Origin of the sequence: Streptomyces sp. NPDC006385 (genome assembly GCF_040612485.1) — a bacterium.
Lineage (GTDB): Bacteria > Actinomycetota > Actinomycetes > Streptomycetales > Streptomycetaceae > Streptomyces.
In genome coordinates this window covers 124,998-145,870 of sequence record NZ_JBEXQG010000016.1, presented here as the reverse complement: position 1 = coordinate 145,870, position 20,873 = coordinate 124,998, and the positions used below count along the sequence as shown (strand labels likewise).

At 68.2% G+C, this 20,873-nt stretch carries 22 protein-coding genes and 1 pseudogene; 14 read left to right on the top strand and 9 right to left on the bottom strand.

The annotated features are described in order from the left end of the window. Positions 1–60: 60 nt before the first annotated feature. Positions 61–567 carry a MarR family transcriptional regulator gene (locus tag ABZ078_RS15685; RefSeq protein WP_356575485.1) on the bottom strand — a complete coding sequence of 169 codons (507 nt, stop codon included), beginning with the start codon at positions 565–567 and terminating at the stop codon, positions 61–63. A gap of 163 nt (positions 568–730) precedes the next feature. On the opposite strand from ABZ078_RS15685, the gene ilvA reads away from it, so the two are divergent. The 3 genes from ilvA (at position 731) to ABZ078_RS15670 (ending at position 3,966) form a co-directional block, all read left to right on the top strand. Further along, a complete protein-coding gene (ilvA, locus tag ABZ078_RS15680) occupies positions 731–1,960 on the top strand; it encodes a threonine ammonia-lyase (RefSeq protein WP_356575483.1) in 1,230 nt (409 codons plus the stop codon). Positions 1,961–2,131: 171 nt separating this feature from the next. Further along, positions 2,132–3,112 carry an ATP-binding cassette domain-containing protein gene (locus tag ABZ078_RS15675; RefSeq protein WP_356575481.1) on the top strand — a complete coding sequence of 327 codons (981 nt, stop codon included), beginning with the start codon at positions 2,132–2,134 and terminating at the stop codon, positions 3,110–3,112. Further along, positions 3,109–3,966: an ABC transporter permease gene (locus ABZ078_RS15670; protein WP_356575479.1), complete on the top strand. Its 858-nt coding sequence runs from the start codon at positions 3,109–3,111 to the stop codon at positions 3,964–3,966. Before ABZ078_RS15675 ends, ABZ078_RS15670 begins: the two co-directional genes overlap by 4 nt. Positions 3,967–4,050: 84 nt before the next feature. Here ABZ078_RS15670 and greA read toward each other — a convergent pair whose 3' ends face one another. Continuing rightward, the gene (gene greA, locus ABZ078_RS15665; protein WP_356575477.1) at positions 4,051–4,551 is read right to left on the bottom strand and encodes a transcription elongation factor GreA; all 501 of its coding nucleotides are present in this window, start codon (positions 4,549–4,551) and stop codon (positions 4,051–4,053) included. Positions 4,552–4,762: 211 nt separating this feature from the next. Continuing rightward, positions 4,763–5,161, bottom strand: coding sequence for a DUF4307 domain-containing protein (locus tag ABZ078_RS15660; protein ID WP_356575475.1), 399 nt, complete (start codon positions 5,159–5,161; stop codon positions 4,763–4,765). A 167-nt stretch (positions 5,162–5,328) separates the two neighbouring features. Between ABZ078_RS15660 and mca the strand changes: the two genes are divergently transcribed. Together mca and ABZ078_RS15650 are read left to right on the top strand one after the other, a co-directional pair. Continuing rightward, complete coding sequence (gene mca, locus ABZ078_RS15655) at positions 5,329–6,189, top strand: mycothiol conjugate amidase Mca (RefSeq protein WP_356575512.1); 861 nt, start codon at positions 5,329–5,331, stop codon at positions 6,187–6,189. Continuing rightward, positions 6,182–6,448 (top strand): hypothetical protein, encoded by a 267-nt coding sequence (locus tag ABZ078_RS15650; RefSeq protein WP_356575473.1) that lies wholly within the window; start codon positions 6,182–6,184, stop codon positions 6,446–6,448. Before mca ends, ABZ078_RS15650 begins: the two co-directional genes overlap by 8 nt. A gap of 40 nt (positions 6,449–6,488) precedes the next feature. On the opposite strand, the gene ABZ078_RS15645 is transcribed toward ABZ078_RS15650, so the two are convergent. Further along, positions 6,489–9,689 carry a tetratricopeptide repeat protein gene (locus ABZ078_RS15645; RefSeq protein ID WP_356575471.1) on the bottom strand — a complete coding sequence of 1,067 codons (3,201 nt, stop codon included), beginning with the start codon at positions 9,687–9,689 and terminating at the stop codon, positions 6,489–6,491. A 205-nt stretch (positions 9,690–9,894) separates the two neighbouring features. Between ABZ078_RS15645 and ABZ078_RS15640 the strand changes: the two genes are divergently transcribed. The 4 genes and pseudogenes from ABZ078_RS15640 (at position 9,895) to ABZ078_RS15625 (ending at position 11,158) form a co-directional block, all read left to right on the top strand. After that, positions 9,895–10,539: a hypothetical protein gene (locus ABZ078_RS15640; RefSeq protein ID WP_356575469.1), complete on the top strand. Its 645-nt coding sequence runs from the start codon at positions 9,895–9,897 to the stop codon at positions 10,537–10,539. A 30-nt stretch (positions 10,540–10,569) separates the two neighbouring features. Next, a pseudogene (locus ABZ078_RS15635) lies at positions 10,570–10,728 on the top strand (DUF255 domain-containing protein); the annotation flags it as partial. Between the two features lie 57 nt (positions 10,729–10,785). Further along, positions 10,786–10,932, top strand: a complete 147-nt coding sequence (locus ABZ078_RS15630; protein WP_356575467.1) for a hypothetical protein — start codon at positions 10,786–10,788, stop codon at positions 10,930–10,932. Between the two features lie 4 nt (positions 10,933–10,936). Then, the gene (locus tag ABZ078_RS15625) at positions 10,937–11,158 is read left to right on the top strand and encodes a hypothetical protein (protein ID WP_356575465.1); all 222 of its coding nucleotides are present in this window, start codon (positions 10,937–10,939) and stop codon (positions 11,156–11,158) included. A 116-nt stretch (positions 11,159–11,274) separates the two neighbouring features. On the opposite strand, the gene ABZ078_RS15620 is transcribed toward ABZ078_RS15625, so the two are convergent. Then, positions 11,275–11,484 (bottom strand): DUF397 domain-containing protein, encoded by a 210-nt coding sequence (locus ABZ078_RS15620; protein WP_356575463.1) that lies wholly within the window; start codon positions 11,482–11,484, stop codon positions 11,275–11,277. Next, the gene (locus ABZ078_RS15615) at positions 11,481–12,314 is read right to left on the bottom strand and encodes a Scr1 family TA system antitoxin-like transcriptional regulator (RefSeq protein ID WP_356575510.1); all 834 of its coding nucleotides are present in this window, start codon (positions 12,312–12,314) and stop codon (positions 11,481–11,483) included. Before ABZ078_RS15615 ends, ABZ078_RS15620 begins: the two co-directional genes overlap by 4 nt. 686 nt (positions 12,315–13,000) lie before the next feature. Here ABZ078_RS15615 and ABZ078_RS15610 point away from each other — a divergent pair. From ABZ078_RS15610 to ABZ078_RS15595, 4 genes are all read left to right on the top strand, one after another. Beyond that, positions 13,001–13,327 (top strand): hypothetical protein, encoded by a 327-nt coding sequence (locus ABZ078_RS15610; protein WP_356575461.1) that lies wholly within the window; start codon positions 13,001–13,003, stop codon positions 13,325–13,327. Between the two features lie 573 nt (positions 13,328–13,900). Next, the gene (locus ABZ078_RS15605; RefSeq protein ID WP_356575508.1) at positions 13,901–14,752 is read left to right on the top strand and encodes a radical SAM protein; all 852 of its coding nucleotides are present in this window, start codon (positions 13,901–13,903) and stop codon (positions 14,750–14,752) included. 20 nt (positions 14,753–14,772) lie between these two features. Beyond that, positions 14,773–15,918, top strand: coding sequence for a methyltransferase type 11 (locus tag ABZ078_RS15600; RefSeq protein ID WP_356575459.1), 1,146 nt, complete (start codon positions 14,773–14,775; stop codon positions 15,916–15,918). 217 nt (positions 15,919–16,135) lie between these two features. After that, positions 16,136–16,549 carry an SH3 domain-containing protein gene (locus tag ABZ078_RS15595; RefSeq protein ID WP_356575457.1) on the top strand — a complete coding sequence of 138 codons (414 nt, stop codon included), beginning with the start codon at positions 16,136–16,138 and terminating at the stop codon, positions 16,547–16,549. 114 nt (positions 16,550–16,663) lie between these two features. Here the strand turns inward: ABZ078_RS15595 and ABZ078_RS15590 are convergent, their stop codons facing one another. Continuing rightward, positions 16,664–17,359, bottom strand: a complete 696-nt coding sequence (locus ABZ078_RS15590; RefSeq protein ID WP_356575456.1) for a TetR/AcrR family transcriptional regulator — start codon at positions 17,357–17,359, stop codon at positions 16,664–16,666. Positions 17,360–18,152: 793 nt separating this feature from the next. Here ABZ078_RS15590 and ABZ078_RS15585 point away from each other — a divergent pair. Beyond that, the gene (locus tag ABZ078_RS15585; protein WP_356575454.1) at positions 18,153–18,491 is read left to right on the top strand and encodes a hypothetical protein; all 339 of its coding nucleotides are present in this window, start codon (positions 18,153–18,155) and stop codon (positions 18,489–18,491) included. A 701-nt stretch (positions 18,492–19,192) separates the two neighbouring features. On the opposite strand, the gene ABZ078_RS15580 is transcribed toward ABZ078_RS15585, so the two are convergent. Both ABZ078_RS15580 and ABZ078_RS15575 read right to left on the bottom strand, forming a co-directional pair. Continuing rightward, entirely contained in the window at positions 19,193–19,438 is a 246-nt protein-coding gene (locus tag ABZ078_RS15580; protein ID WP_356575452.1) for a hypothetical protein, read from the bottom strand. Positions 19,439–20,060: 622 nt separating this feature from the next. Beyond that, a complete protein-coding gene (locus ABZ078_RS15575) occupies positions 20,061–20,864 on the bottom strand; it encodes a GntR family transcriptional regulator (protein ID WP_356575451.1) in 804 nt (267 codons plus the stop codon). Between the last annotated feature and the right edge of the window lie 9 nt (positions 20,865–20,873).

Genomic DNA, 20,873 nt, shown 5'->3' with positions numbered 1-20,873 from the left:
ACCGCACGACCACAGGACCGCCCGCAGCACACGACAGCCGAAACGGCCCCGAACCGTCCGTCAGGACGCCGTGGGCGTCTCCGTGCCCGAGATTCCCTGGGCTGCCATCCGCGCGGAGAGCGCGACGTTGAAGCGTGTGAGGAGCGTGCAGAACGCCTCGCGCTCCTCCTGGGACCAGTCCTGCGTCAGCTCGGCCATCAACTGGCGCCGGGACGAGCGGACTTCCTCCAGCCGTGACTGCCCGCGCGGGGACAGCTGGAGCACCACCGCCCGTCCGTCCTCGGGGTGCGAGGTCCGCTTGACGAGCCCCGTGTCGACGAGCGGCGCGACCTGCCGGGTGACCGTCGACGAGTCGATCCCCATGCTCGCGGCCAGCGCCTTGACGCCCATCGGGCCTTCCTTGTCGAGGCGATTGAGCAGCAGGTACGCGGCGCGGTCCATGGAGTTGCGTACCTGCCCCACCCCACCGAGCCGGGTCTGTTCGGCACGACGGGCGAACACCGCCACCTCGTGCTGCAGCGTGTCGAGGAGACCGCTGTCAGCGACGGTCGTCATGTCCATCGACATTTCAGGTGTTGTGGGCATGGCCGGGGGCTCACTTCATGAAGGGGGTGCTGGGTTGGGGGACAGGGTACGCGGCCCGGACGCGGGGTGTACCGGCGCTGCGCAAACCCATCTCGGTGCTTGGTCACACCACAACCGCGCGCCTGTGAACTGCGAGACTTGAGTCATGAGCTACAGCACGGCTGACTCCTTGCCTTCCGTCACGCTCGACGACGTGCGGGGCGCCCAGAAGATGCTGACGGGCGTGGCGCGGGTGACGGCGATGGAGGGCAGCAGGCACCTGTCCCAGCTGGTGGGGGCGCCGGTGCACTTCAAGTGCGAGAACCTCCAGCGAACGGGATCGTTCAAGCTGCGCGGCGCCTATGTCCGGATCGCCGGTCTGCTCCCCGAGGAGCGGGCCGCGGGGGTCGTGGCCGCGAGCGCCGGAAACCACGCGCAGGGCGTCGCCCTGGCGTCGTCGCTGCTCGGCGTGCGTTCGACGGTCTTCATGCCGAAGGGTGCCCCGCTGCCGAAGATCAGCGCCACCCGGGACTACGGCGCCGAGGTGCGCCTGCACGGCCAGGTGGTGGACGAGACGCTGGCCGCCGCGCAGGAGTACGCCGCCGAGACGGGCGCGGTGTTCATCCACCCCTTCGACCACCCCGACGTCATCGCCGGCCAGGGCACGGTCGGCCTGGAGATCCTGGAGCAGTGCCCGGAGGTGCGGACGATCGTCGTCGGCGTCGGCGGGGGAGGGCTCGCGGCGGGCATCGCGATGGCGGTGAAGACACTGCGGCCGGACGTGCGGATCGTCGGCGTGCAGGCGGCGGGCGCGGCGGCGTACCCGCCTTCGCTGGCGGCCGGGCGGCCGGTCGTGGTCGAACACCCGGCGACCATGGCCGACGGCATCAAGGTCGGCCGGCCCGGAGACGTGCCGTTCCGGATCATCGGCGACCTGGTGGACGAGGTGCGCACGGTCACCGAGGACGAGCTGGCCGCGGCCCTGCTGCTGTGCCTGGAGCGGGCCAAGCTGGTCGTCGAGCCGGCCGGGGCGAGCCCGGTCGCCGCGCTGCTGAGCGACCCCGGCGCCTTCGAGGGCCCGGTCGTGGCGGTGCTGTCCGGCGGCAACGTCGACCCGGTGCTGCTCCAGCGGGTCCTGCGGCACGGCATGGCCGCGCAGGGCCGCTACCTGGCCGTTCGGCTGCGCCTGACGGACCGGCCGGGCGCGCTCGCCACGCTTCTCGGGGTGTTGTCAGTGGTGGACGCTAACGTCCTCGACGTGAGCCATGTCCGGACCGACCCACGGCTCGGGCTCGCGGAGGCGGAGGTCGAGCTGCACTTGGAGACGAAGGGCCCCGCGCACTGTGTCGAGGTCGGCCAAGCCCTGCGCAAGGCGGGCTACACCGTCATCGACTGAGCGGCTGGGGGGCGAAAGCCCAGGTCGACGTCCCTTTGTCACTCGTTCGGGAAAGCCCGTTGAGAGACGCGATACATCGCGTTATGGTGTGTCTCGTCAATCCCGCAACGAGCGGATCGAAAAGTGCAAATCTAGGTTTTCCGAAGTTTCCCCGACGACGTGGAGTTTCATATGCCAGGCGCCATCTATGCCGAAGGCCTGGTGAAGACCTTCGGTGACGTAAGGGCTCTGGACGGCGTCGACCTCGATGTTCCCGAGGGCACGGTCCTCGGCCTGCTCGGGCCGAACGGCGCGGGCAAGACGACGACCGTCCGCTGTCTGACGACCCTGCTGCGCCCCGACAGCGGCTCGGCGGTCGTCGCGGGCATCGACGTCCTCAAGCATCCTGACGCCGTACGCCGTTCCATCGGCCTGTCCGGCCAGTTCGCGGCGGTCGACGAGTACCTCACCGGCCGCGAGAACCTGCAGATGGTCGGCCAGCTCTACCAGATGAAGGCGAAGACGGCGAAGGCACGCGCGGGCGAACTGCTGGAGCAGTTCGACCTCGCCGACGCCGCCGACCGCCCCACCAAGACCTACTCCGGCGGCATGCGCCGCCGCCTCGACCTCGCGGCCGCCCTCGTGGTCTCACCGCCCGTGATGTTCATGGACGAACCGACCACCGGCCTCGACCCGCGCAACCGTCAGCTGCTGTGGGAGGTCATCAAGCGACTGGTCTCGGGCGGTACGACACTCCTGCTCACCACCCAGTACCTCGAAGAGGCCGACCACCTCGCGCACGAGATCGCGGTCGTCGACCACGGCCGCGTCATCGCCAAGGGCACCTCCGACCAGCTCAAGGCCCGCACCGGCGGCGAGCGCGTCGAAGTCGTGGTGCACGAGCGCGACGACATCCGGGCCGCCTCGGAGGTGCTGCGTGGCTTCGGCAAGGGTGACACGACGGTCGAGGAGCACATGCGCAAAATCACCGTGCCCGTGACCGGCGGCGCCAAGCTACTCGCCGAGGTCATCCGCGAGCTCGACACCCGCGGCATCGAGATCGACGACATCGGCCTGCGCCGTCCGACCCTCGACGACGTGTTCCTGTCTCTGACGGGACACGTGGCCGAGGTCAAGGACGAGGAGAACGGCAAGGAGGCCGTCAAGAAATGAGCGCTCTCACCGACTCCGTACGCGTGGCGCCGGCCGCGAACCCGGTCAGCCAGTCCGTCCGGGACTCGCTGGTCGTCGCGAAACGCAACCTGATCCGGATGTCCCGGATCCCCGAGATGATCATCTACGGGCTCATCCAGCCGATCATGTTCGTGGTGCTGTTCACCTACGTCTTCGGCGGATCCATGCAGATCGGCAGCAGCACCAGCGCCGTCGACTACAAGAACTTCCTGATGGCGGGCATCTTCGCGCAGACCGTCACGTTCGCCACCGCCAGCTCCGGCGCGGGCATCGCCGACGACATGCACAAGGGCCTCATCGACCGCTTCCGCTCCCTGCCCATGGCCAGAGGCGCGGTGCTCACCGGGCGCACCTTCGCCGATCTCGTCCAGACCGCCCTGACCCTGGTCGTGCTGGCCGTGGTCGCCCTGCTGGTCGGCTGGCGCATCGGGTCCGACGGAAACACCGATGTCGGCAGGGTGCTGGGGGCCTTCGGGCTGCTGCTTCTGCTCGGGTACGCGTTCACCTGGATCGGCGCCCTGATCGGCATGTCCGTCCGTACTCCCGAGGCGGCCACGTCCAGCGGGCTGATCTGGCTTTTCCCGGTCACCTTCATCTCGAACGCGTTCGTGGACACCAGTCATATGACCCCGTGGCTGCGGCACATCGCCGAGTGGAACCCGTTCAGCGCGACCGTGCAGGCCTGCCGGGTGCTGTTCGGAAACCCGGGACAGTCGGTGTCGGACGCCTGGCCCATGCAGCACCCGGTCTGGGCCTCGCTGATCTACTCGGTCCTGATCATCGTGGTCTTCCGCACCCTGGCGGTACGGAAGTACCGCTCGGCGACGGCGTGACGAAAACCCCCGGCGCCGCATGGGCACCGGGGGCTCGTCAAGGACATGTCGTGTCGGTCGGGCTCGGCCGCCGCACGGTCCGGGTCAGCCGCTGTAGGGCTCGGCCTTCAGGATCTTCACCGAGGCCGTCTTGCCGTTCGGCAGCTCGTACTCGGCGTCCTCGCCGACCTTGTGGCCGATCACGCCGGAGCCCAGCGGGGACTGCGGCGAGTACGTCTCGATGTCGGAGCTCGCGTACTCGCGCGAGGCGAGCAGGAAGGTGAGGGTGTCGTCCTCGTCACCGTCGAAGGCGATCGTCACGACCATCCCGGGTGCCACCGCACCGTCCGCCGACGCCGGCGCCTCGCCGACCTTGGCGTTCTCCAGGAGCTGGGTCAGCTGGCGCACACGGAGCTCCTGCTTGCCCTGCTCCTCCTTGGCCGCGTGGTACCCGCCGTTCTCGCGCAGGTCGCCCTCCTCGCGCGCGGCCGCGATCTTGGCGGCGATCTCCGTGCGCGCAGGACCAGACAGGTACTCCAGCTCGGCCTTGAGCTGGTTGTACGCCTCCTGGGTCAGCCAGGTGACGTTCTCGCTGGTCTGGGTCACAGGTGCTCCTCGTAGGTACTGGGAATACAAAGCATCGCCCTACCCAGAAGGATGTTCCCTCACGGATGGGCGAAACCACGAGCCTAACAATTCAATGGCCGAAGGGGGAGGACATAAGCCATCAGAATCGCATCAACGCAGGTCAGCGCCTACGTATTCCGGGCGAAGCCGATCGGTGTCGACCAGCCTCGGTCGGTTCCGGTCGACCGGGTCAGCCGGCGTGGCAGCCGAGGAGTTCGGCCGTCGTCCCCTGGGACGTCGTACGCAGCGTGACGACCTTGTCGATCCGGGTCGCGTCGCCGTCGAAGCGGAAGTCGGCCCGGCCGACCTCGGCGCCGTTCTCCGCCTGGGAGCGCAGCGTGCAGTAGCCGGAGGCACCGGCGTCCTTGCGGACCTCCAGATGGACCTTCACCGAGTCCTTCGCCGCGTCGAAGCCGATCACCTCGGCGCTGATCTTGTTCTGGCCGACGTAGTGGTAGCCGAAGTACCCGACCAGCGCCAGCAGCGCCGCCCCGAGCACCGCGCCGACGACCTTGAGCGTGCGGTCGGCGCGCGCGTCCGAGGAGCGGCCGTAGCGGCCCTCGGGCAGCCGCGTGCTCGCCGTACTCATGATCGTCCTCCCGGCCGGGCGGGACAGATGTCCCAAAAGGGGTCTCCGGGCCGTACCCCGGAATTATCCGCCCCCCGATTCGGTCACTATAGAAGCCGCCGATCGCGCCGGTTCACACCGGGCGCCGACTTAACGAGGATTGAGTCTTGACTGACCAGCTGCGACTGATGGCCGTCCACGCCCACCCCGACGACGAGTCGAGCAAGGGCGCGGCGACCATGGCGAAGTACGTGTCCGAGGGGGTGGACGTGCTGGTCGTGACCTGCACGGGCGGGGAGCGCGGCTCCATCCTCAATCCCAAGCTGCAGGGCGACAAGTACATCGAGGAGCACATCCACGAGGTACGCAAGAAGGAGATGGACGAGGCCCGCGAGATCCTCGGCGTCAAGCAGGAGTGGCTCGGCTTCGTCGACTCCGGTCTGCCGGAGGGCGACCCGCTGCCGCCGCTCCCGGAGGGCTGCTTCGCCCTGGAGGACGTCGACAAGGCGGCCGGTGAGCTGGTGAAGCAGATCCGCTCGTTCCGTCCCCAGGTGATCACCACCTACGACGAGAACGGCGGTTACCCGCACCCCGACCACATCATGACCCACAAGATCTCGATGGTGGCCTTCGAGGGCGCGGCGGACACCGAGAAGTACCCGGAGGCGGAGTACGGCCCCGCGTACCGGCCGCTCAAGCTCTACTACAACCAGGGCTTCAACCGCCCCCGCACCGAGGCCCTGCACCAGGCGATGCTCGACCGCGGCCTGGAGTCCCCCTACGGCGACTGGCTCAAGCGCTGGGACGAGTTCGGCATGAAGCAGCGCACGCTCACCACGCACGTTCCGTGCGGCGACTTCTTCGAGATCCGCGACAAGGCCCTGATCGCGCACGCCACCCAGATCGACCCCGACGGCGGCTGGTTCCGCGTCCCGATGGAGATCCAGAAGGAGGTCTGGCCGACCGAGGAGTACGAGCTGGCGAAGTCCCTCGTCGCTACCTCCCTCCCCGAGGACGACCTCTTTGCGGGCATCCGCGACAATGCCTGACATGAGCGCAAGCGCAAGCCTGGCAATGACACAGCTCGCCACCCTCGCCAAGGAGGTGGACGAGGACAAGGTCACCCCCGGCGTCCTCGGCTTCATCGTCTTCGCGGTGATGGCCCTGGCGGTGTGGGGCCTGATGAAGTCCATGAACCGCCATATGAGCAGGGTCGACTTCAAGGAGTCCCCGGAGCCGCAGACGGACGCCGGGGACTCCCAGGACTCCGCCGCGGCCGGCTCGTCGGCCAAGCGGCAGCAGGGCTGAGGCGACGGCGGGCAGGGCGGGCAGGGGCCCGGCAGCCGAGTCACCGCCGGGCCGCCACCACCACGCCCATGACCTCCCGCGCATGGCGATTCGGCACCATGCCGAGCCGCCATGCCTGCCATCCGTCCTCCAGGTCGACGCCGCGTTCCAGCAGGAGCTGGTACGCCTCCACGTAGTCGTCCAGCTTGGTGTCCCGCAGCCGATGCCCGCTGCGGGACAACTCGGCCAGCTCCTCCTGGGCCACCGCCGTGCCGACCTCCACACCGCCCGGCGCGGCATACGGCAGCAGCGTGCAGCGCAGGAAGCGAGCCCAGTCCTCGCCCCGCCGGTCCCCGTACGACGCGAACAGCGTCACCGCCTCGTCGCACAGCGCCAGCGCCTGCTGCGTGCGCGCGTTCCCGGCGTCCACCACCGCGAGCTCCAGACACGTCCACGCCTCGCCGTGCGCGACGCGGACGCGCTGGAAGTCGGCCCGCGCGTCCATCAGCAACTGCCTGGCGAACCCGGAGTTCTTCAGCGACCCCGTCTGCGCCGCCCGCTGGTCGCGGGTCACCCGTGCCGAGTGGTGGCGGGCGCAGGCCAGGCCGTACACGTCACGCATCCGGGAGAACATCGTGCGTGACCGTTCCAGTTCCCGGACCGCCAGATCCAGGTTGCCCGTCTCCTCCAGGGCCTGGCCCAGGTAGTAGACGGCCCAGGCCTCGCCGCGCGCGTCCTCGTTGTCACGATGGCGGGAGGCCGCCTGACGCAGGCCGTCGATCGCCGGGGACGGGTCGCCGGCGACCAGGCGGGCACGGGAGAGCTGGGTGAGCGCCCAGGCCTCGCCCCGGGTGTCGCGGGTACGCCCGTACAGATCGAGTGCCGTGCGCAGTTCCGACTCCGCGCGCGCCACCTCGCCCATGCGCAGCGCCAGCTGTCCGAGCTGGAAGTGGGCCCAGGCCGCGCCGTGGATCGACTCCCCGGCGCGGTGCAGGGCGAGGGAGTCGGTCAGCAGGTCCAGGGCCTCGCGGATCCGGCCGCGGTCCCGCTGCACCGCCGCCAGCGCGTGCATGGTCCAGGCGCGGTCCGTCGCCAGGGCGGGGGCCGACTGGAGGTCCAGGGCCTCGCGGAGCCTGGCCTCCGCCTCGGTCAGGTGGCCCTGGTGGTGCAGGGTGATGCCGAGGGAGCACAGGGCACGGGCCGCGCCCGCGTCGTGGTGGGCCTCCATGTAGAGGTCGACCACCGAGGTCAGGGTCGTACGCGCCTTGTCCAGCTCGCCGAGCTGCCGGGCCGCGATGCCCGTACGCCACTGCACCGAGCGGACCAGCAGGCCCTGGTCCACGGCCTGCGCCAGCTCGCTGATCTCGCCGAGGCGGTACAGGTCGCCGCGCAGCAGGCAGTAGTCGCACAGGGCGCCCAGCAGGTTCAGGACCGCCGCCTGGTTCACGTCCTGCGCGTGCCGCAGTGCCGCCGTGATGAAGCTCGACTCGTCGTCCAGCCAGCGCAGCGCCTCCTCCGGCGAGGTGAAGCCGTGCGGGCTGAAGCGGTCCGAGCGGGTCGACATGTTGCCGTCGACCAGGCGCAGGACCGAGTCCGCCAGCTCCGCGTAGTTCACGATCAGCCGCTCCTGCGCCGCCGTACGCTCCGACGGCTCCTCCTCGTCGAGGAGACGGGCGTGGGCGAAGGCGCGGACCACGTCGTGCAGGCGGTAGCGGCTGCCGCGGACGTGGTCGATCAGACCCGACTCGGACAGCGCCACCAGATGCCGGGTCGCCTGCGCCTCGTCCGTGGCCAGGAGCGATGCCGCCGCTGCCGCGCCCAGCGAGGCCCGGCCCGCCAGCGCGAGCCTGCGCAACAGGCGCCTGGCCGTCTCCGACTGGTCCGTGTAGCGCAGCCACAGCACCCGCTCGATCGGCTCCACCGGCCCGTACGCGCCCAGATCCGTCGCCAGCGTGCGTGGGGAGCGCGGGCCCAGCGACGAACCCGCGATGCGCAGCGCCAGCGGCAACCCACCGCACAACTCCCGGATCCGGTCGGCCGATTCGGCGTCGTAGGGGCCCGAGGAATCCTGCGCCGCCGCGCTCAGCAGCTCCTCGGCGCCGGCCGCGTCCAGCGACTCCACCGGGAGGTGGTGCACCCGGGCGGCGAGGTCCGCGGGCAGGTCGAGCGGCTCGCGGGCGGTGACGAGGACCAGGCTGTCGGAACGCTCCGGCACGAGGGTGCGGACCTGCTCCGCGTCCGAGGCGTCGTCCAGTACGACGGTGACGGGGAGGCCGGTGAGGTGCTGGCGGTAGAGCTCGCTCAGCCGCTTGACCTGCTGGTCGGCCGAGGACCGCTCGCGGAACAGGAGCTGCTCGCGCGGGGCGCCCAGGCGGTTCAGCAGATGCAGCAGCGCGTCCCTCGTCGACAGCGGCGGCTCCTCCGCGGTGCCGCCGCGCAGGTCCACCACGCACGCGCCGCGGAACTGGTCCTTCAGGTCGTGGGCCGCGCGGACCGCCAACGCCGTACGGCCGCTGCCCGGCGCCCCGTGCAGGACGACGACCGTCGGCCTCGTCCGCGTACTCGCCCGCGCCGCCTGCACCCACTGCCGGATGCGTGCCATCTCCTGTCTGCGGCCCGCGAACGCGTCCACCGGCTCCGGCAGCTGTCCGAACGACTGCTCCAGCATGCTGCGGCCACGGGCCGCCGCGCTCTTGTCCGCGCCCTTCAGCCGCGGCCCCGTCTTCTGCGGGCCGGTGGACGCGCTCAGCACCCGCTGCTGGTCGAGGAAGGGACGGATACCGCGTACCTCCAGTGCCGTCAGCCACTGCAGCCGCAGTTGCTCGGGGCCGCCGGGCTGGCCGACGGCGCCCGCGCGGTGGTGCGCGGCGGGCAGATGCGTGCCGGCGACCTTCACGACCGTCGCCGCCGCGCCCACGACACCGACGGTCACGCCCGCGCCGACCGCCGTGCCCGCGCCGGTGCCGAGCGCCAGGTCGGACACGATCGCCGCGACGGCCGCGACGCCCGCCACCATCAGCGGCGTACCGCCGCCCTCGCGCGCGAACCGCTGCCCGAACGTCAGCCGGCCGGCCTCCGCCTCGTCCAGCGCGCGCGTATACGCCTCGTACTCCTCGGCCGCCGTCCGCGCCATGGAGTCCAGCGCCCCGCGCGCCCGCGACAGCAGCACCTGCCCGTCGACGCGTCCGCCCGAGCGCCGCACCTCCTCCTCCACGGCCCGGGCCAACAGCCGTTCGGCCTCCGTCCGATGGCTGCCCCGCATGTCACGTCCCCCTCCGGCGGCAACGGCGTTCTCGGCCAAGTGTGCTGCGGACGGGGCGTTCGGGGGAGGGGGCCGGGAGGGCGAGCGGACTCCGATCACCTTGCGCGGTCCGTCGAGCGGTGCGTCAAGCGGTCCGTCAATTGGCGGGGAGCGGGGCTGTGGCTATCGTGATCGCCGACACGAAAGGCCAAGGACGGGGGAGAACATGAGTGGGGCATACAACGGGCCGAGCGGGCCGCCGCAGAGTCCTCAGCAGCCCCGCTGGGCCTGGTGGGTCGTCGGGATCGTCATCCCGGTCGTCGGAATCATCGTCACGATCATGGTGAGCGGCTCGGACTCGTCGGACGACCGGAGCGGGGAGCAGGAGACCACCCCCGCGCGATCGTCCGCCACGAAGGAGGCCACCGACCCGGAGCAGCCCGCCGCCCCGCCCGCAGCGAACGCGGCGGCGGCCGAGGTCCGCTACGGCCCCGTCACCTTCGACGTCGACCTGACCACCGGCGGCACGCGGTACGTCGACCTGGACTCGACCGCACCGGTCGTCACGGCCACCGACGCCAAGAGCACGGACCTCACGGTCAGCACGACCGGCGCCGCCCCGTCCCTGTACTCCCCGGACTCCGGGAACACCCTCGCCGTGCTGCCCGCGTCCGGCCCCACGCCGACCGAAGCCCAGTGCGCCGAGGCCGTCGCGGAAGGCGGCACCTACCACAGCGAGGCCGCCCGGGGCGGCCGTCTCTGCCTTGCGACGGCCGAGGGCCGTACGGCTTATCTCAGCGTCGTCGCCGCACCCGCGGGCCGAGGCACGGCGAAGTTCAAGGTCACCGTCTGGGAGACGCCTGCCGCGTGACGAGCGGGGTACTGCGGCAGGATGGACCCCATGCCGAACCGACTGGCTCACGAGACGTCCCCCTATCTGCTCCAGCACGCGGACAACCCCGTCGACTGGTGGCCGTGGTCGGCCGAGGCCTTCGAGGAGGCCCGTAAGAGCAACAAACCGGTCCTGCTCAGCGTCGGTTACAGCAGTTGTCACTGGTGTCAGTAACGGAACACAACCAGGTAGTACCTACCTGGGCTGTTGCCAGGGAGTAGTCACATGCTCACACAGCATGAGCTAGTGGACGCCGAGATAGACGCGTGGGTAGCCGAGCAGATCGAAGCTTCCCCGGAGTGGGGAGCTGACCGCGTTTCCCTTCTCCACACGTACCTGGGCGATGTTGTGCCCACGGTCATGGGGGAGTGAACACATGACGGACAGGGCGCCCAAGGTGCTGTCGGTCCGCCGGGACTGGCGTGTCACCCGAGCACTCGACATCATCAGGCAGACCGGTATGACAGACAGCGATGCCACCAAGTGGGCCTTGACGCTTGCGGCCAACATCCTTGAGCTTGCCTGGAAGAACGGGCACGAGACGGCTGGGGCCATCCCCGACATGCGGGTGTCATACAAGGTCAAGGATCGCGTATGACAGCGGTATGACGCAGGTCAGCGGCATCGCGGACTCGGTCTCAACTGACTGGGGAACAAGGCGGCCCCCCTCTCCGGCCTGGTGAGAGGGGGGCCGCCTGGTGCCAGGATTGGCGGTCAGATGGTGCTGAACTTTCCGGTCTTGACGCCTGTCACGAAGGATGCGAACGCGTTGGTGGGGAAGTCCAGAACCGGGCCGCTCGGGTTCTTGGAGTCACGGACGGGGACCACGCCGCGTGAGGCGGCGAGGTTTCCGGCGACCTCGATGCAGGCGCCGCCGTTGTCGCTGTATGAGGACTTGAACCAACGGGGGGATTCGGTCGTCACGGGGTGCCCTTTCGCAACTGATTGATCATGGCCACAGATGCCGCCTGCGAGCAGGCTTCGGCCTGTAGCTGATGGTAGGCCGCCAGCAGGGGCAGGACGAACGAGCTTTCGCGCTCAAGATGGCCCCGGTGTGCGGACTCGGCGTATGACATGAGGGAGCGGTCTGTCATGGTCAGGATGTAGAGCGGCAGATTAAGCGTGCGACGCGCCCCCATGTCGTACGGGGCGACCTGGAGCACGGTGTTCGGTAACTCGGCGAACTCGGCCAGACGCTCCAACTGAGCATCCATGACGGCCGGTTCTCCGATGGGTCGGCGGATGCAGCTTTCATCCAGCATCACGAAAACGAGCGGTGGAGCTGGGCGGACGAGTGCGGCTTGCCGTTCGGCGACGAGCGTCACCCGCTCGTGAGCCTGCTCGATGGTGATCGCTCCTCGCTTGACTGCGCTGTCTGCGAGTACCTGTGCGTACTCCGGTGTCTGGAGAAGCCCAGGGATGATCCCGATCTCAAACAGCCGGATTTCCGCTGCTCGGCCTTCGTACTCGACGTACTCGGGGAAGCCCTCCAGCAAGGACCCTTGCCGAAGTTCACGGGACTGGCGCTCGAACGTGTCTGCACCCTCGATACCGAAGGCGTGGTCTGCACTACGCGAGAAACGAAGGGTTGGAGACTTCCGCCCAGTTTCAACCGCTGAAATATGCACGCTGGAATATTCCATGCGTTCGGCAAGGTCGTCTTGGGTCCAGCCGCGAGCTTCTCGCAGACTGCGTAAACGCGCCCCGTAAGCCGCTTGAGGGGAGGCATCGGGGTTCAACTCCTTGCGATTCAAGGGCGGTTGCACCAACCTTTCGTTCCTTTCCGGCAAGTTGAAGTGTTCCCAGGTGTAGGCAACGCTGAACCTGCTTGGTAGTGGCAGCACTACGGAGAGGAGCAGCCGTGTCCGATCAGGGGACGGCTCCGCCCCGGACTGACGATGTGGCGGAGCGGGAGTGGCTCAGGCAGGAGTTCTGGCGAAGCGTCCCCAAGTGGGTGCCCCGTACCGGTTACACGGATCCAACACCCAAGGTGCTACGTGATGTTGAAGCCGGACTGAGGCGATTGGTGTGAGTGCGAGCCTGAGCCCGGGGGCGGGCACCGACGCGCAGCAGCGCGAGTACACGACGTACGCGCCGAAGGGTGAGAAGTGCCGCAGGTGTCACAAGCCGTTCGGGAGTCTTGAACTTGTGCGGCGAGTGAAGCCGTTCGGAATGGCTACCGGCCGCCCCTACGTGCACCCTGAGTGCCTGACGGTGGCCGAGTCATGACGGCCTCGGAAAGGCCCCTCGGCGCCTGCTCTGGTGCCCGTCCCGGCTCCAGTCCGGTTGAGGGGACTGAGCGGCATACCGATGGTGACTGGTGGACGGCGCTCGGCGGCACCCGTGACCCTGCGTCGGGTGTGATCGCGTTTCCTCGCGGCGTGCTCCCTCCGTGCCGTGTCCCCGAGTGCCGACTCTGCGACGAGAGAAGGTGTGCGCGGTGACGTGTGGCGCGCGGCTGGACGTGCCCGAAGGGATGCGGGCGGCGGCGTTGGAGGTCGCCGGTGGGTTGCCGGACGAGGCGCCGTTGCCGGTCTCCGTGACATGCGAACTCGACAAGCGCGATCACGGTGAACACGCCGCGCGTTTGCGGAAACTGTTCGACGGGGCTGTGTGGGTCATGTGGGAGGGCGACGACATCACGGTGCGGCCCATCGCCTACTGCGCGTCGTTACGTCCATCGCTGGGCGGCATTCCCTTGTCCGACGCGCTCTGTTGGCTGCCTGATGCGCATCGGGGCGGCCACACCTGGGAGCGGTGCGCGTGACCTCGAAGAAGACTGCGGCGCGGACTTCCGCCGGCCTTACTGGATGGACCCGACAACCGATGCTGACTGACCTGACGACACCTGGTCCCGGACCCGCGGACCCCGAACGCTGCGGCATGTGCGCACGGCTGCGTGACGTGCTTGGAGCGGCCGTGCTCCTGGGCGATCCACAGGGTGCGGGCAACGTCGTACGCGCCGCACACAGGCACATGATCCATGGCCACCCGAACGACCGACGGACACAGCGCGCTGTCCCCGCGCCGACCTCAGGAAAGGTGGCCTAGCGATGACCAAGTGGCCTCCGCAACTCGGCTACCGCGTGACTGGCACCCATCGGCGGTTACGAACCTGGCGCTTCAGCGCCGACGGCCCCTTCTGGGGTGGGGTGCTGCTCCTGGTGATCTGGGGATCCACAGTCACATTCATCGCCTCAGCAATCGTGAGTGGAACCAACTCCCCGTAAGCCCCTGCTCTGGCCGGATGATCCCCCTCCCCCCTGATCTCCGGCCAGGGCGGGTTCCACTTCCTCCTGCACGACACGACGCAAAGGAGAGTGCAGCCGTGACAGCAATCATGGAGAGCCCCACCAACGCCCCGGTCGTGGGAATCAGGTCGCTTGAGCTGGAGCTCACCGGTAAGTGCCAGCTCACCTGTACGCACTGTCTGTCCGAGTCCAGCCCGCAGGCCACGCACGGCTCCATGACCCCGGCGGACTGGCGCGCGGTCATCATGGACGCTGCCGCGCTCGGCATCCGAACCATTCAGCTCATCGGCGGGGAGCCGACGGTTCACCCGCACTGGCGGGAGTTCACGGAACTTGGGCTCTCGCTCGGGCTGCATGTGGAGGTGTACTCCAACCTGTTCCATGTGGCGCCGGACTGGTGGGAGTTGTTCGAGCGGGATGGCGTGACGCTGGGGACCAGCTACTACAGCAACGACCCCGACGAACACGACAAGATCACTGGGCGGCAAGGGAGCTATGCCCGCACCCGGTGCAACATTCGGGAAGCCGTCACCCGAGGAATCACGGTGCGAGTCGGGATCGTGGACATCCTGCCGGGCCAGCACGTCACCGAGGCGCGCGCAGAGCTGGAATCCATGGGCGTGAAGCACATCAACACCGACCGAGTGCGCGCGGTCGGACGGGCGAAACTGCCCGGAGCGGCGCCGACGCTGGACGAGATGTGCGGGCGGTGCACCCGTGGCCGCGCCGCGGTCCTGCCGAACGGCGACCTCGCCGGCTGTGTGCTATCGCGCGACTTCCCGGCGGGCAACGTGCGGGAAACCCGCCTCCTCGACCTGCTCACAGGCCCGAAGTGGGCGGAACTCGCAGCGAGCATTCCCACACCGCGCGCTGCATGCACCCCGGACGACTCGGGCGACTGCGACCCCGCGAACACGGAAGCGTGTGACCCCGCGTACTGACCACTGAGAGGCTCGGCAGCATGGAATGGAACGAGCAAGCGGAACGGCTCGCACACCAGGTGACAGACCCTGATTCCCGATGGCGGGCACCCGTGGCCCGCATTCCCCGGCACGAACTGGTTCCCCGTTGGTGGGAGGCGGACGACTCGGGCGGGTGGGTGCTGCGGGACGGGCCGAGCGACCCGGACGGATGGGCCGAAGCCGCCTACGCCGATCGTTCCCTGATCACCAGAGTCGGCACGCTCCACGCCGACCTGGCGAAACCTGGTGACCAGCCTTCGGGAATGCCCACATCGTCCGCCACCCTGCCGGGCCTGGTCGTGTGCATGCTCCGGCATGCCCGGCTCGGGGAGGGGCTGCCACTTCTGGACTTGGGCACGGGGGCCGGCGGGCTCACCGCGTACGCGTCGCATCGCATCGGGGACCAGTGCGTGACGAGTCTGGATGTGGACTCGTACTTGACGAGCGTGGCAGGGGAAAGGCTCGCGTCCATGGGTTACCACCCGATGTTCCTCACAGCAGACGCCACCGAGCGTGTGCCCGGCGCGTACGAACGCATCGTGTGCACGGTGGCGCTTCCGCCTGGTCCTGGGCTTCGGCCTGTCCTCGCGGCTCTGGTGCCGGGGGGACGCATCGCGACGACCCTTGCGCGTACCTCCCTGATTGTCACCGGATGGAAGCACGCGAACGGGGAGGTGGTGGGGAGGGTGGAACGGGACATGGCGGGCTTCATGCTCACCCGGTCCGGCGACGACTACCCGCCCGGTCTCGCCGAGTTGTTCGCCCTTGCCCGCGAAGCCGAGGGAGAGCAGAAGTCCACCGGGCGCTACCCCGTGGTGGACGTGGCCAACGCATGGGAACTGCGATCCATGCTGGAAGTCACCACACCGGGCGTCGAACCCGGCTACGAGTCACACGGCCGAACCCGGACCGCATACCTGGTGCACCCTGACGGTTCATGGGCTCGCGCCACCGCCGAGTGGACCGACCCCCCGGAAGTGCACCAGAGCGGCCCCCAACGACTGTGGGAAGCGCTGGAGCGTATCCGGAACAGACTCAACACAGAAGGCGCGCTGCCACTGCTCGGCGCGCATATCCGGATCACGCCTGATGGCGTCTGCCACCTGTCACGCGGGCGGTGGCGCGCGTCCATGGGCAATCCGTAAAGCGCGAAACGCCCGGTCTCTCCTCCCCGGTGCGCCGGGCGGCGGCGTTCCCGCGAGCGTTGCCGCACTGCCCCGTCCGTACGCTTCCCCTGCGGCGTACGGACGGGGCTTCGTGTCCTCTGGCGGCGCATGCTCGATGCTGACTCATCCGGATAAGTGGTTGACCTGTCAGTGATCGATGTCGGATGCTGAAACTCATCCGGATGAGTGGTTGTCCGTGCCTGCGGAACGTGCCACTCCCGCTGTTTTGAGCGAAGGGAAGTTGATCATGGGGCGTAAGGCTCTGCGAACGCTGGTTGTGTCGGGTGCGCTGGTGGCGGGCGTCGGCCTGGTGGGCGTGTCGGCGGCGTCGGCGGTGATCTCGTCGGGGTCGAGTCGGAGTGAGGTTGCCTCGTCCGTGAACTACGTGGTGACGAAGACGGCGACCGTGGATGGGCTCCGGGTGCGCACTGGTCCTGGTACCGGCTCGGGCATCCTCGGCCAGATATACGGAGGTGAGCCGGTGCAGGTGATCGCCTCTGTGCGTGACAGTGGAGGGCAGCGGTGGGATCTGGTGATGCTGCAGACCGATTCGGCCGGCGGCTTGCCCGCTGGCTATGTCGGCTGGGTCACGGAAGAGTACTTGTACTGACTGACTGTGCGGGAAAGGTGATTTAGGTAAACGGCTCCCTCCTGGGTTTGACCGGGAGGGGGCCGTTTGCTGTGCCGGTTGGCGTGTGGAGTCGTCGTGGTTGTCGGGCGCTGCTTATGCGGTGTTGCTGGGTGGCGATGAATTCTGTCGATCGAGGAAGGCTGTGTAGAGTCGGCGGCCGCGATCCGTGGAGAAGTCGATTTCTGGCAGGGTCGCTGGGTGTGCAATTGAGCCCAACAGGTTCATATACATCTTGGCTACTCGTTCTTCGACGTTCCCGAAATGGCCGTCGACTGCCTCGCTGACGAGTACGAGCCCGGCCCAGGCTCCCGCAATTTGATAAGCCTGGTCCGAAGGTGATACCCCCGCTCGGACTTCACCCCTGTGTTGGGCCTCGGTGAGCTGGGCGGTGTTGATTTCCAACCATTTAGGCCATGGTGTCCCGTAGGTGTCCCGCGCGTTCTTGTGGAGGGACAGGCGCAGGGCTGCTCTAAGGCTCGCCTCCTGGGTGATCCTGTACGCCAGGATGGCGCCGGTATCGACCACTTCTTGGAGTTTGAGTTCCTGTTGCTGTAGACCTTCCCTGGTGAGTGTCGAATCCAGGATGGCTGCTGCCAAATCGCGTCTGCCTCCTGGGAAATGGAAGTAGAAGCCTCCTTTCGTTGTTCCTGCGGCTTCGATAATCTCGTTGATAGCCGCCCCTTCGTACCCCTTCTCTTCGAACACCAGACCTGCGGCGGACATGATTCCTTGCCTGGTCGATTTGGCGCGCTCGGACTGTCGTCGACGCGGTTTCTGATGCTCGGCCATTCAATCTCGCCTTTACGATTCGCATTTCCGGGCCTGTAAATGTGATGGGTCCTGGTTTCGGCAACAGCTATGAGGAGTCCGGGTACTCCCTCGCAAACGGGTCGGAGATTTCAGGGGGGTGCCAGGTGGTGAGCCTGGCGGGCGGGCGGCGGCTACGCAGAGGGTAGGCCGAGATACGCGAAGGTGTCGCGGCTGAACGCCGAGCCGGGTTCTGATCTGAAATGCGGACACGACCGATACAGGATGCGAAGAGGGTCCGGGTTGATCGTCGGCTGCTTCAACTGCCTTACCTGGTCGTGGAATTGCTTCGGCATCCCATGGCTTGACTCCGCGACCCGCTGAGTAGTTACCGGGATATCTGACAGAGCTTCAGGCAAGGGTCGCTTGACGGCGTTGACCACAGAGCTCAGACTGGGCGCGTCTAAACAGACTGTACGGTCTCTTATGCTGGAAGGGGGAGCCGTGCGGGCGGGATGCTCCACCTCCGTGAAGCGCATGCCCCGGTAGTCGTTGGCGCGCAGTGACCTTGCGCTGACCTGCGGGTTAACTGTGCTGAGGGTGTGTGCATCCAATGATGCAGCGTTTACAACTTGGCTTTGCCGGATCTCAGGCGGGTGTCGTAACGCAGACCGCTTAGTCGCTTAAGGCGGTAGGTGCTCTGACTCTGCACGGAGAGTAGTCGCGCGAAAACCGGGCGGCGATGATTCGCGGCCGGTCTTCTCGGGATAGATGTTCGAGTTGGCAAGGACTGACGGCCGTCGTGACTACGCGGCCGTGGCTGGAGAGTTACGCGATGGAAATGGACACGTCGCCGGACAGCGGGGGGTACGGCGACAGCGAGGATGCCTTGTTCGTTGCAGGCGTTGACTACGTGTCGCCGTGGCGAGAAGCGTACGAGGTTGCCGAAGAGTTGAACGCGGCAATGGAGGCGCTGGGCATAGACGTGCGCCTGGTGCGGGCGGTGCCGCATGTGGGTCCGCGTGGTGAACCGGTGGTGTGGCTCCGCTTGGAGGGCGCGCGGCTGGCGGCCTGGCTGTTGCGTGGGGCGGCGGCCTCACCGGGGGCTCGGATAGTGAAGTTTGAGCGGACGGCAGACGAGAGCGAAGGGGAATTACGACGTGGGGCGGCGTGACGATTGGCGGACGGCGGCGGGCTCGCGGGTGTGGATCGAGAGGGACCGCCGTGGAGAGTTCATCCGGTGTGAGGGCTGCCGACGACCGATCCTGATTACGGGTGCGGGTCCTGCGATGTTCGCCGCTCGACAGCACGCGCAGACCTGCCGGAACTAGGGCAAGCGGCCTCGGCGGGCAAGTGCCGGCGCACGGGAAGAAGTCGGGTCGGTACCCCTCGACGGCGGAAAGGGGCTGATCACGTGCGTGGTGACCTCACGCGCGCACGGACCTGGACCACGACGAAACCCGCATTCGCGCGTGAGGTTGCCACGCCTGGGCGGGGTCCAGGGGCGCGCTGTAGCGCCCCTGGTACCACCGGACTGAACCGGGTTCGTCACTGAGCTGTGCGCCACGGTGAGCGGCGTTCGCATCCTCAGTGAACCCGCGTGAGAGCGAGCGGAGCTGGCGCCCGCACTGCGGGAATGCGGGCCTCGCCCTCGTGCGGCTCGCCTTTCCCGATTGGCCGACAGGACAGACGACAAAGCCCTCCGCGACGAATCCACGGAGGGCTTCTCTGCTTGGCCGGGGCGGTCTGGTGGTGTCGGGCGGCTGGCCGTCCGGACGGGACCGGCCGCAGGCCGCACGCCCGGCCGAGGCGGCCAGAGCCGCCCGGCGCGGCCGTAGGCCGCGCCCTTGAGCAAGTAAAGAGAAGTTGGACCGATCAGGATCGGCGGCGGGCGGCGCGCTGGGTGGTGGCCTTGGCCGGCGTCACGGGGCAGGTGAGCTGGCACGTGGCGGCGGGTGCCTTCAGCTCCTCGCACAGCGGGGGGCGCCCTTGGTCGGCGTCGGTGGTGATGCGGTAGGTGATCAGCAGGGGGCTGGCGTCGCTGAGTCCGAGTGCGGCGCGCTCGTAGGGGTTGGGGGGTGACGTGCTCGGTGAGCGACAGGCTGAGTCCGACGTCGGCAAGCTGCCGGTACAGGTCGGCTACCTCGACGCCCCCCCGGCCGGGTCTCCACACTCGATGAGAGCCCCCGCCAAATGCCGGGACTCAGGGGGGCTCTCTGGGGTTCAGGGGAGGAGTCGGAAATTCATAATGAAATTTTACTAATCTGTCTTGAGGGTGACAGGAGGGGATGAGAGCCTCAGCAGTTGCTGATGTTGTTTGCTGATTCCTGAGTGAGTGAGGAGTCTCATGTTGAAAAGTGTGGCGAGGAGCACAGAATCCGCAGGACGGCAGCGTCGCAGAGCGGTAGCCGCGGCGACGCTTGCAGCTACCGTGATCGGGCTGATCGGTATGGCCACGCCGGCGCAGGCGCGTACAACCTGGACCGTATATGGCCCAGTGCGCGGAACGGCGGTCGAGGCGATGGGTGATATCGCTGCGACGCAAGCAAAGTGCCGCGCCCAGGACGGAGTGCCCGTGGCCAGCCGTGCGATCATCGCCAGTGTCCCGAGTCCCACGATCCCGTTCCAGGCGATGACCACTTGCGCGTCAAAGCGCGGTTGACCCCGAACCTTCTAGACGAACCTTCTCGACGGTCCGCTGACGTGGTCGGCGGACCGTCTGTTTTCATCAAGTAAAGAGCAGTTACACCGATGAGGATCGGCGGCGGGTGGGGCGCTTGGCGGCTGGCTTCGTCGGCGTCACGGGGTAGGTGAGCTGGCACGTGGCGGCGGGGGCCTTCATCTCCTCGCACAGCAGGGGGCGCCCTTGGTCGGCGTCGGTGGTCACGCGGTAGGTGATCAGGAGGGGGCTGGCGTCGCTGAGTCCGAGTGCGGCGCGCTCGTCCGGGTAGGGGGTGCGGGCGGTGACGTGCTCGGCGAACGACAGGTTCAGCCCGGCGTCGGCCAACTGCTGGTACAGGTCGCTGATCTCGGCATCGGGCTTGTCGGCGAGGGTCGGCACGTCGGCTGCGGTGGCGAGTGGGATGAGCACGCGGTAGGCCCATCGGGTGCCGGTTGCCGGGTCGTGGATCATGCGGTCCACATTGATGGCGTCCTGGTCCTGTTGGTTCAACAGGAGTGCCGGGGGGCCGTCCAGCGTGGTCCTGCTGACGGCGGGCGCCTCCGCCTCGTGCGTCTTGGGCAGGCTCCAGCTCCCCTTCGTGGTGCGCTGGATGGACCGGTCAATGGAGGTGGCGGGCAGGACTCCGCCCGAGGCAAGGACGATGCTGCCCTTGCCCTGCCGGGACTCGGCAAGTCCCATGCGGCGCAGTTCGGCGACGGCGGCGCGCGCGGTGTGCTTGCCGATCCCGTACATCTCCACCATCTGAGTCTCGGACGGCAGGAGTTCGCCGGGCTGGTAGCGGCCTCGCCGGATGTCGTCGGCCATGCGCTGGGCTACCTGCATGTACATGGCTGGGGCGCGTTCGATGTGCTCTCGGGCTGGCATGGCTGGGTG

What these genes read in the sequence shown, in the direction of transcription:
- ABZ078_RS15685 (WP_356575485.1), bottom strand. Translation starts at nt 567, where the DNA reads ATGTCGATGGACATGACGACCGTCGCTGACAGCGGTCTCCTCGACACG.
- ilvA (WP_356575483.1), top strand. Translation starts at nt 731, where the DNA reads ATGAGCTACAGCACGGCTGACTCCTTGCCTTCCGTCACGCTCGACGAC.
- ABZ078_RS15675 (WP_356575481.1), top strand. Translation starts at nt 2,132, where the DNA reads ATGCCAGGCGCCATCTATGCCGAAGGCCTGGTGAAGACCTTCGGTGAC.
- ABZ078_RS15670 (WP_356575479.1), top strand. Translation starts at nt 3,109, where the DNA reads ATGAGCGCTCTCACCGACTCCGTACGCGTGGCGCCGGCCGCGAACCCG.
- ABZ078_RS15660 (WP_356575475.1), bottom strand. Translation starts at nt 5,161, where the DNA reads ATGAGTACGGCGAGCACGCGGCTGCCCGAGGGCCGCTACGGCCGCTCC.
- mca (WP_356575512.1), top strand. Translation starts at nt 5,329, where the DNA reads ATGGCCGTCCACGCCCACCCCGACGACGAGTCGAGCAAGGGCGCGGCG.
- ABZ078_RS15650 (WP_356575473.1), top strand. Translation starts at nt 6,182, where the DNA reads ATGCCTGACATGAGCGCAAGCGCAAGCCTGGCAATGACACAGCTCGCC.
- ABZ078_RS15645 (WP_356575471.1), bottom strand. Translation starts at nt 9,689, where the DNA reads ATGCGGGGCAGCCATCGGACGGAGGCCGAACGGCTGTTGGCCCGGGCC.
- ABZ078_RS15640 (WP_356575469.1), top strand. Translation starts at nt 9,895, where the DNA reads ATGAGTGGGGCATACAACGGGCCGAGCGGGCCGCCGCAGAGTCCTCAG.
- ABZ078_RS15630 (WP_356575467.1), top strand. Translation starts at nt 10,786, where the DNA reads ATGCTCACACAGCATGAGCTAGTGGACGCCGAGATAGACGCGTGGGTA.
- ABZ078_RS15625 (WP_356575465.1), top strand. Translation starts at nt 10,937, where the DNA reads ATGACGGACAGGGCGCCCAAGGTGCTGTCGGTCCGCCGGGACTGGCGT.
- ABZ078_RS15605 (WP_356575508.1), top strand. Translation starts at nt 13,901, where the DNA reads ATGGAGAGCCCCACCAACGCCCCGGTCGTGGGAATCAGGTCGCTTGAG.
- ABZ078_RS15600 (WP_356575459.1), top strand. Translation starts at nt 14,773, where the DNA reads ATGGAATGGAACGAGCAAGCGGAACGGCTCGCACACCAGGTGACAGAC.
- ABZ078_RS15590 (WP_356575456.1), bottom strand. Translation starts at nt 17,359, where the DNA reads ATGGCCGAGCATCAGAAACCGCGTCGACGACAGTCCGAGCGCGCCAAA.
- ABZ078_RS15585 (WP_356575454.1), top strand. Translation starts at nt 18,153, where the DNA reads ATGGAAATGGACACGTCGCCGGACAGCGGGGGGTACGGCGACAGCGAG.
- ABZ078_RS15575 (WP_356575451.1), bottom strand. Translation starts at nt 20,864, where the DNA reads ATGCCAGCCCGAGAGCACATCGAACGCGCCCCAGCCATGTACATGCAG.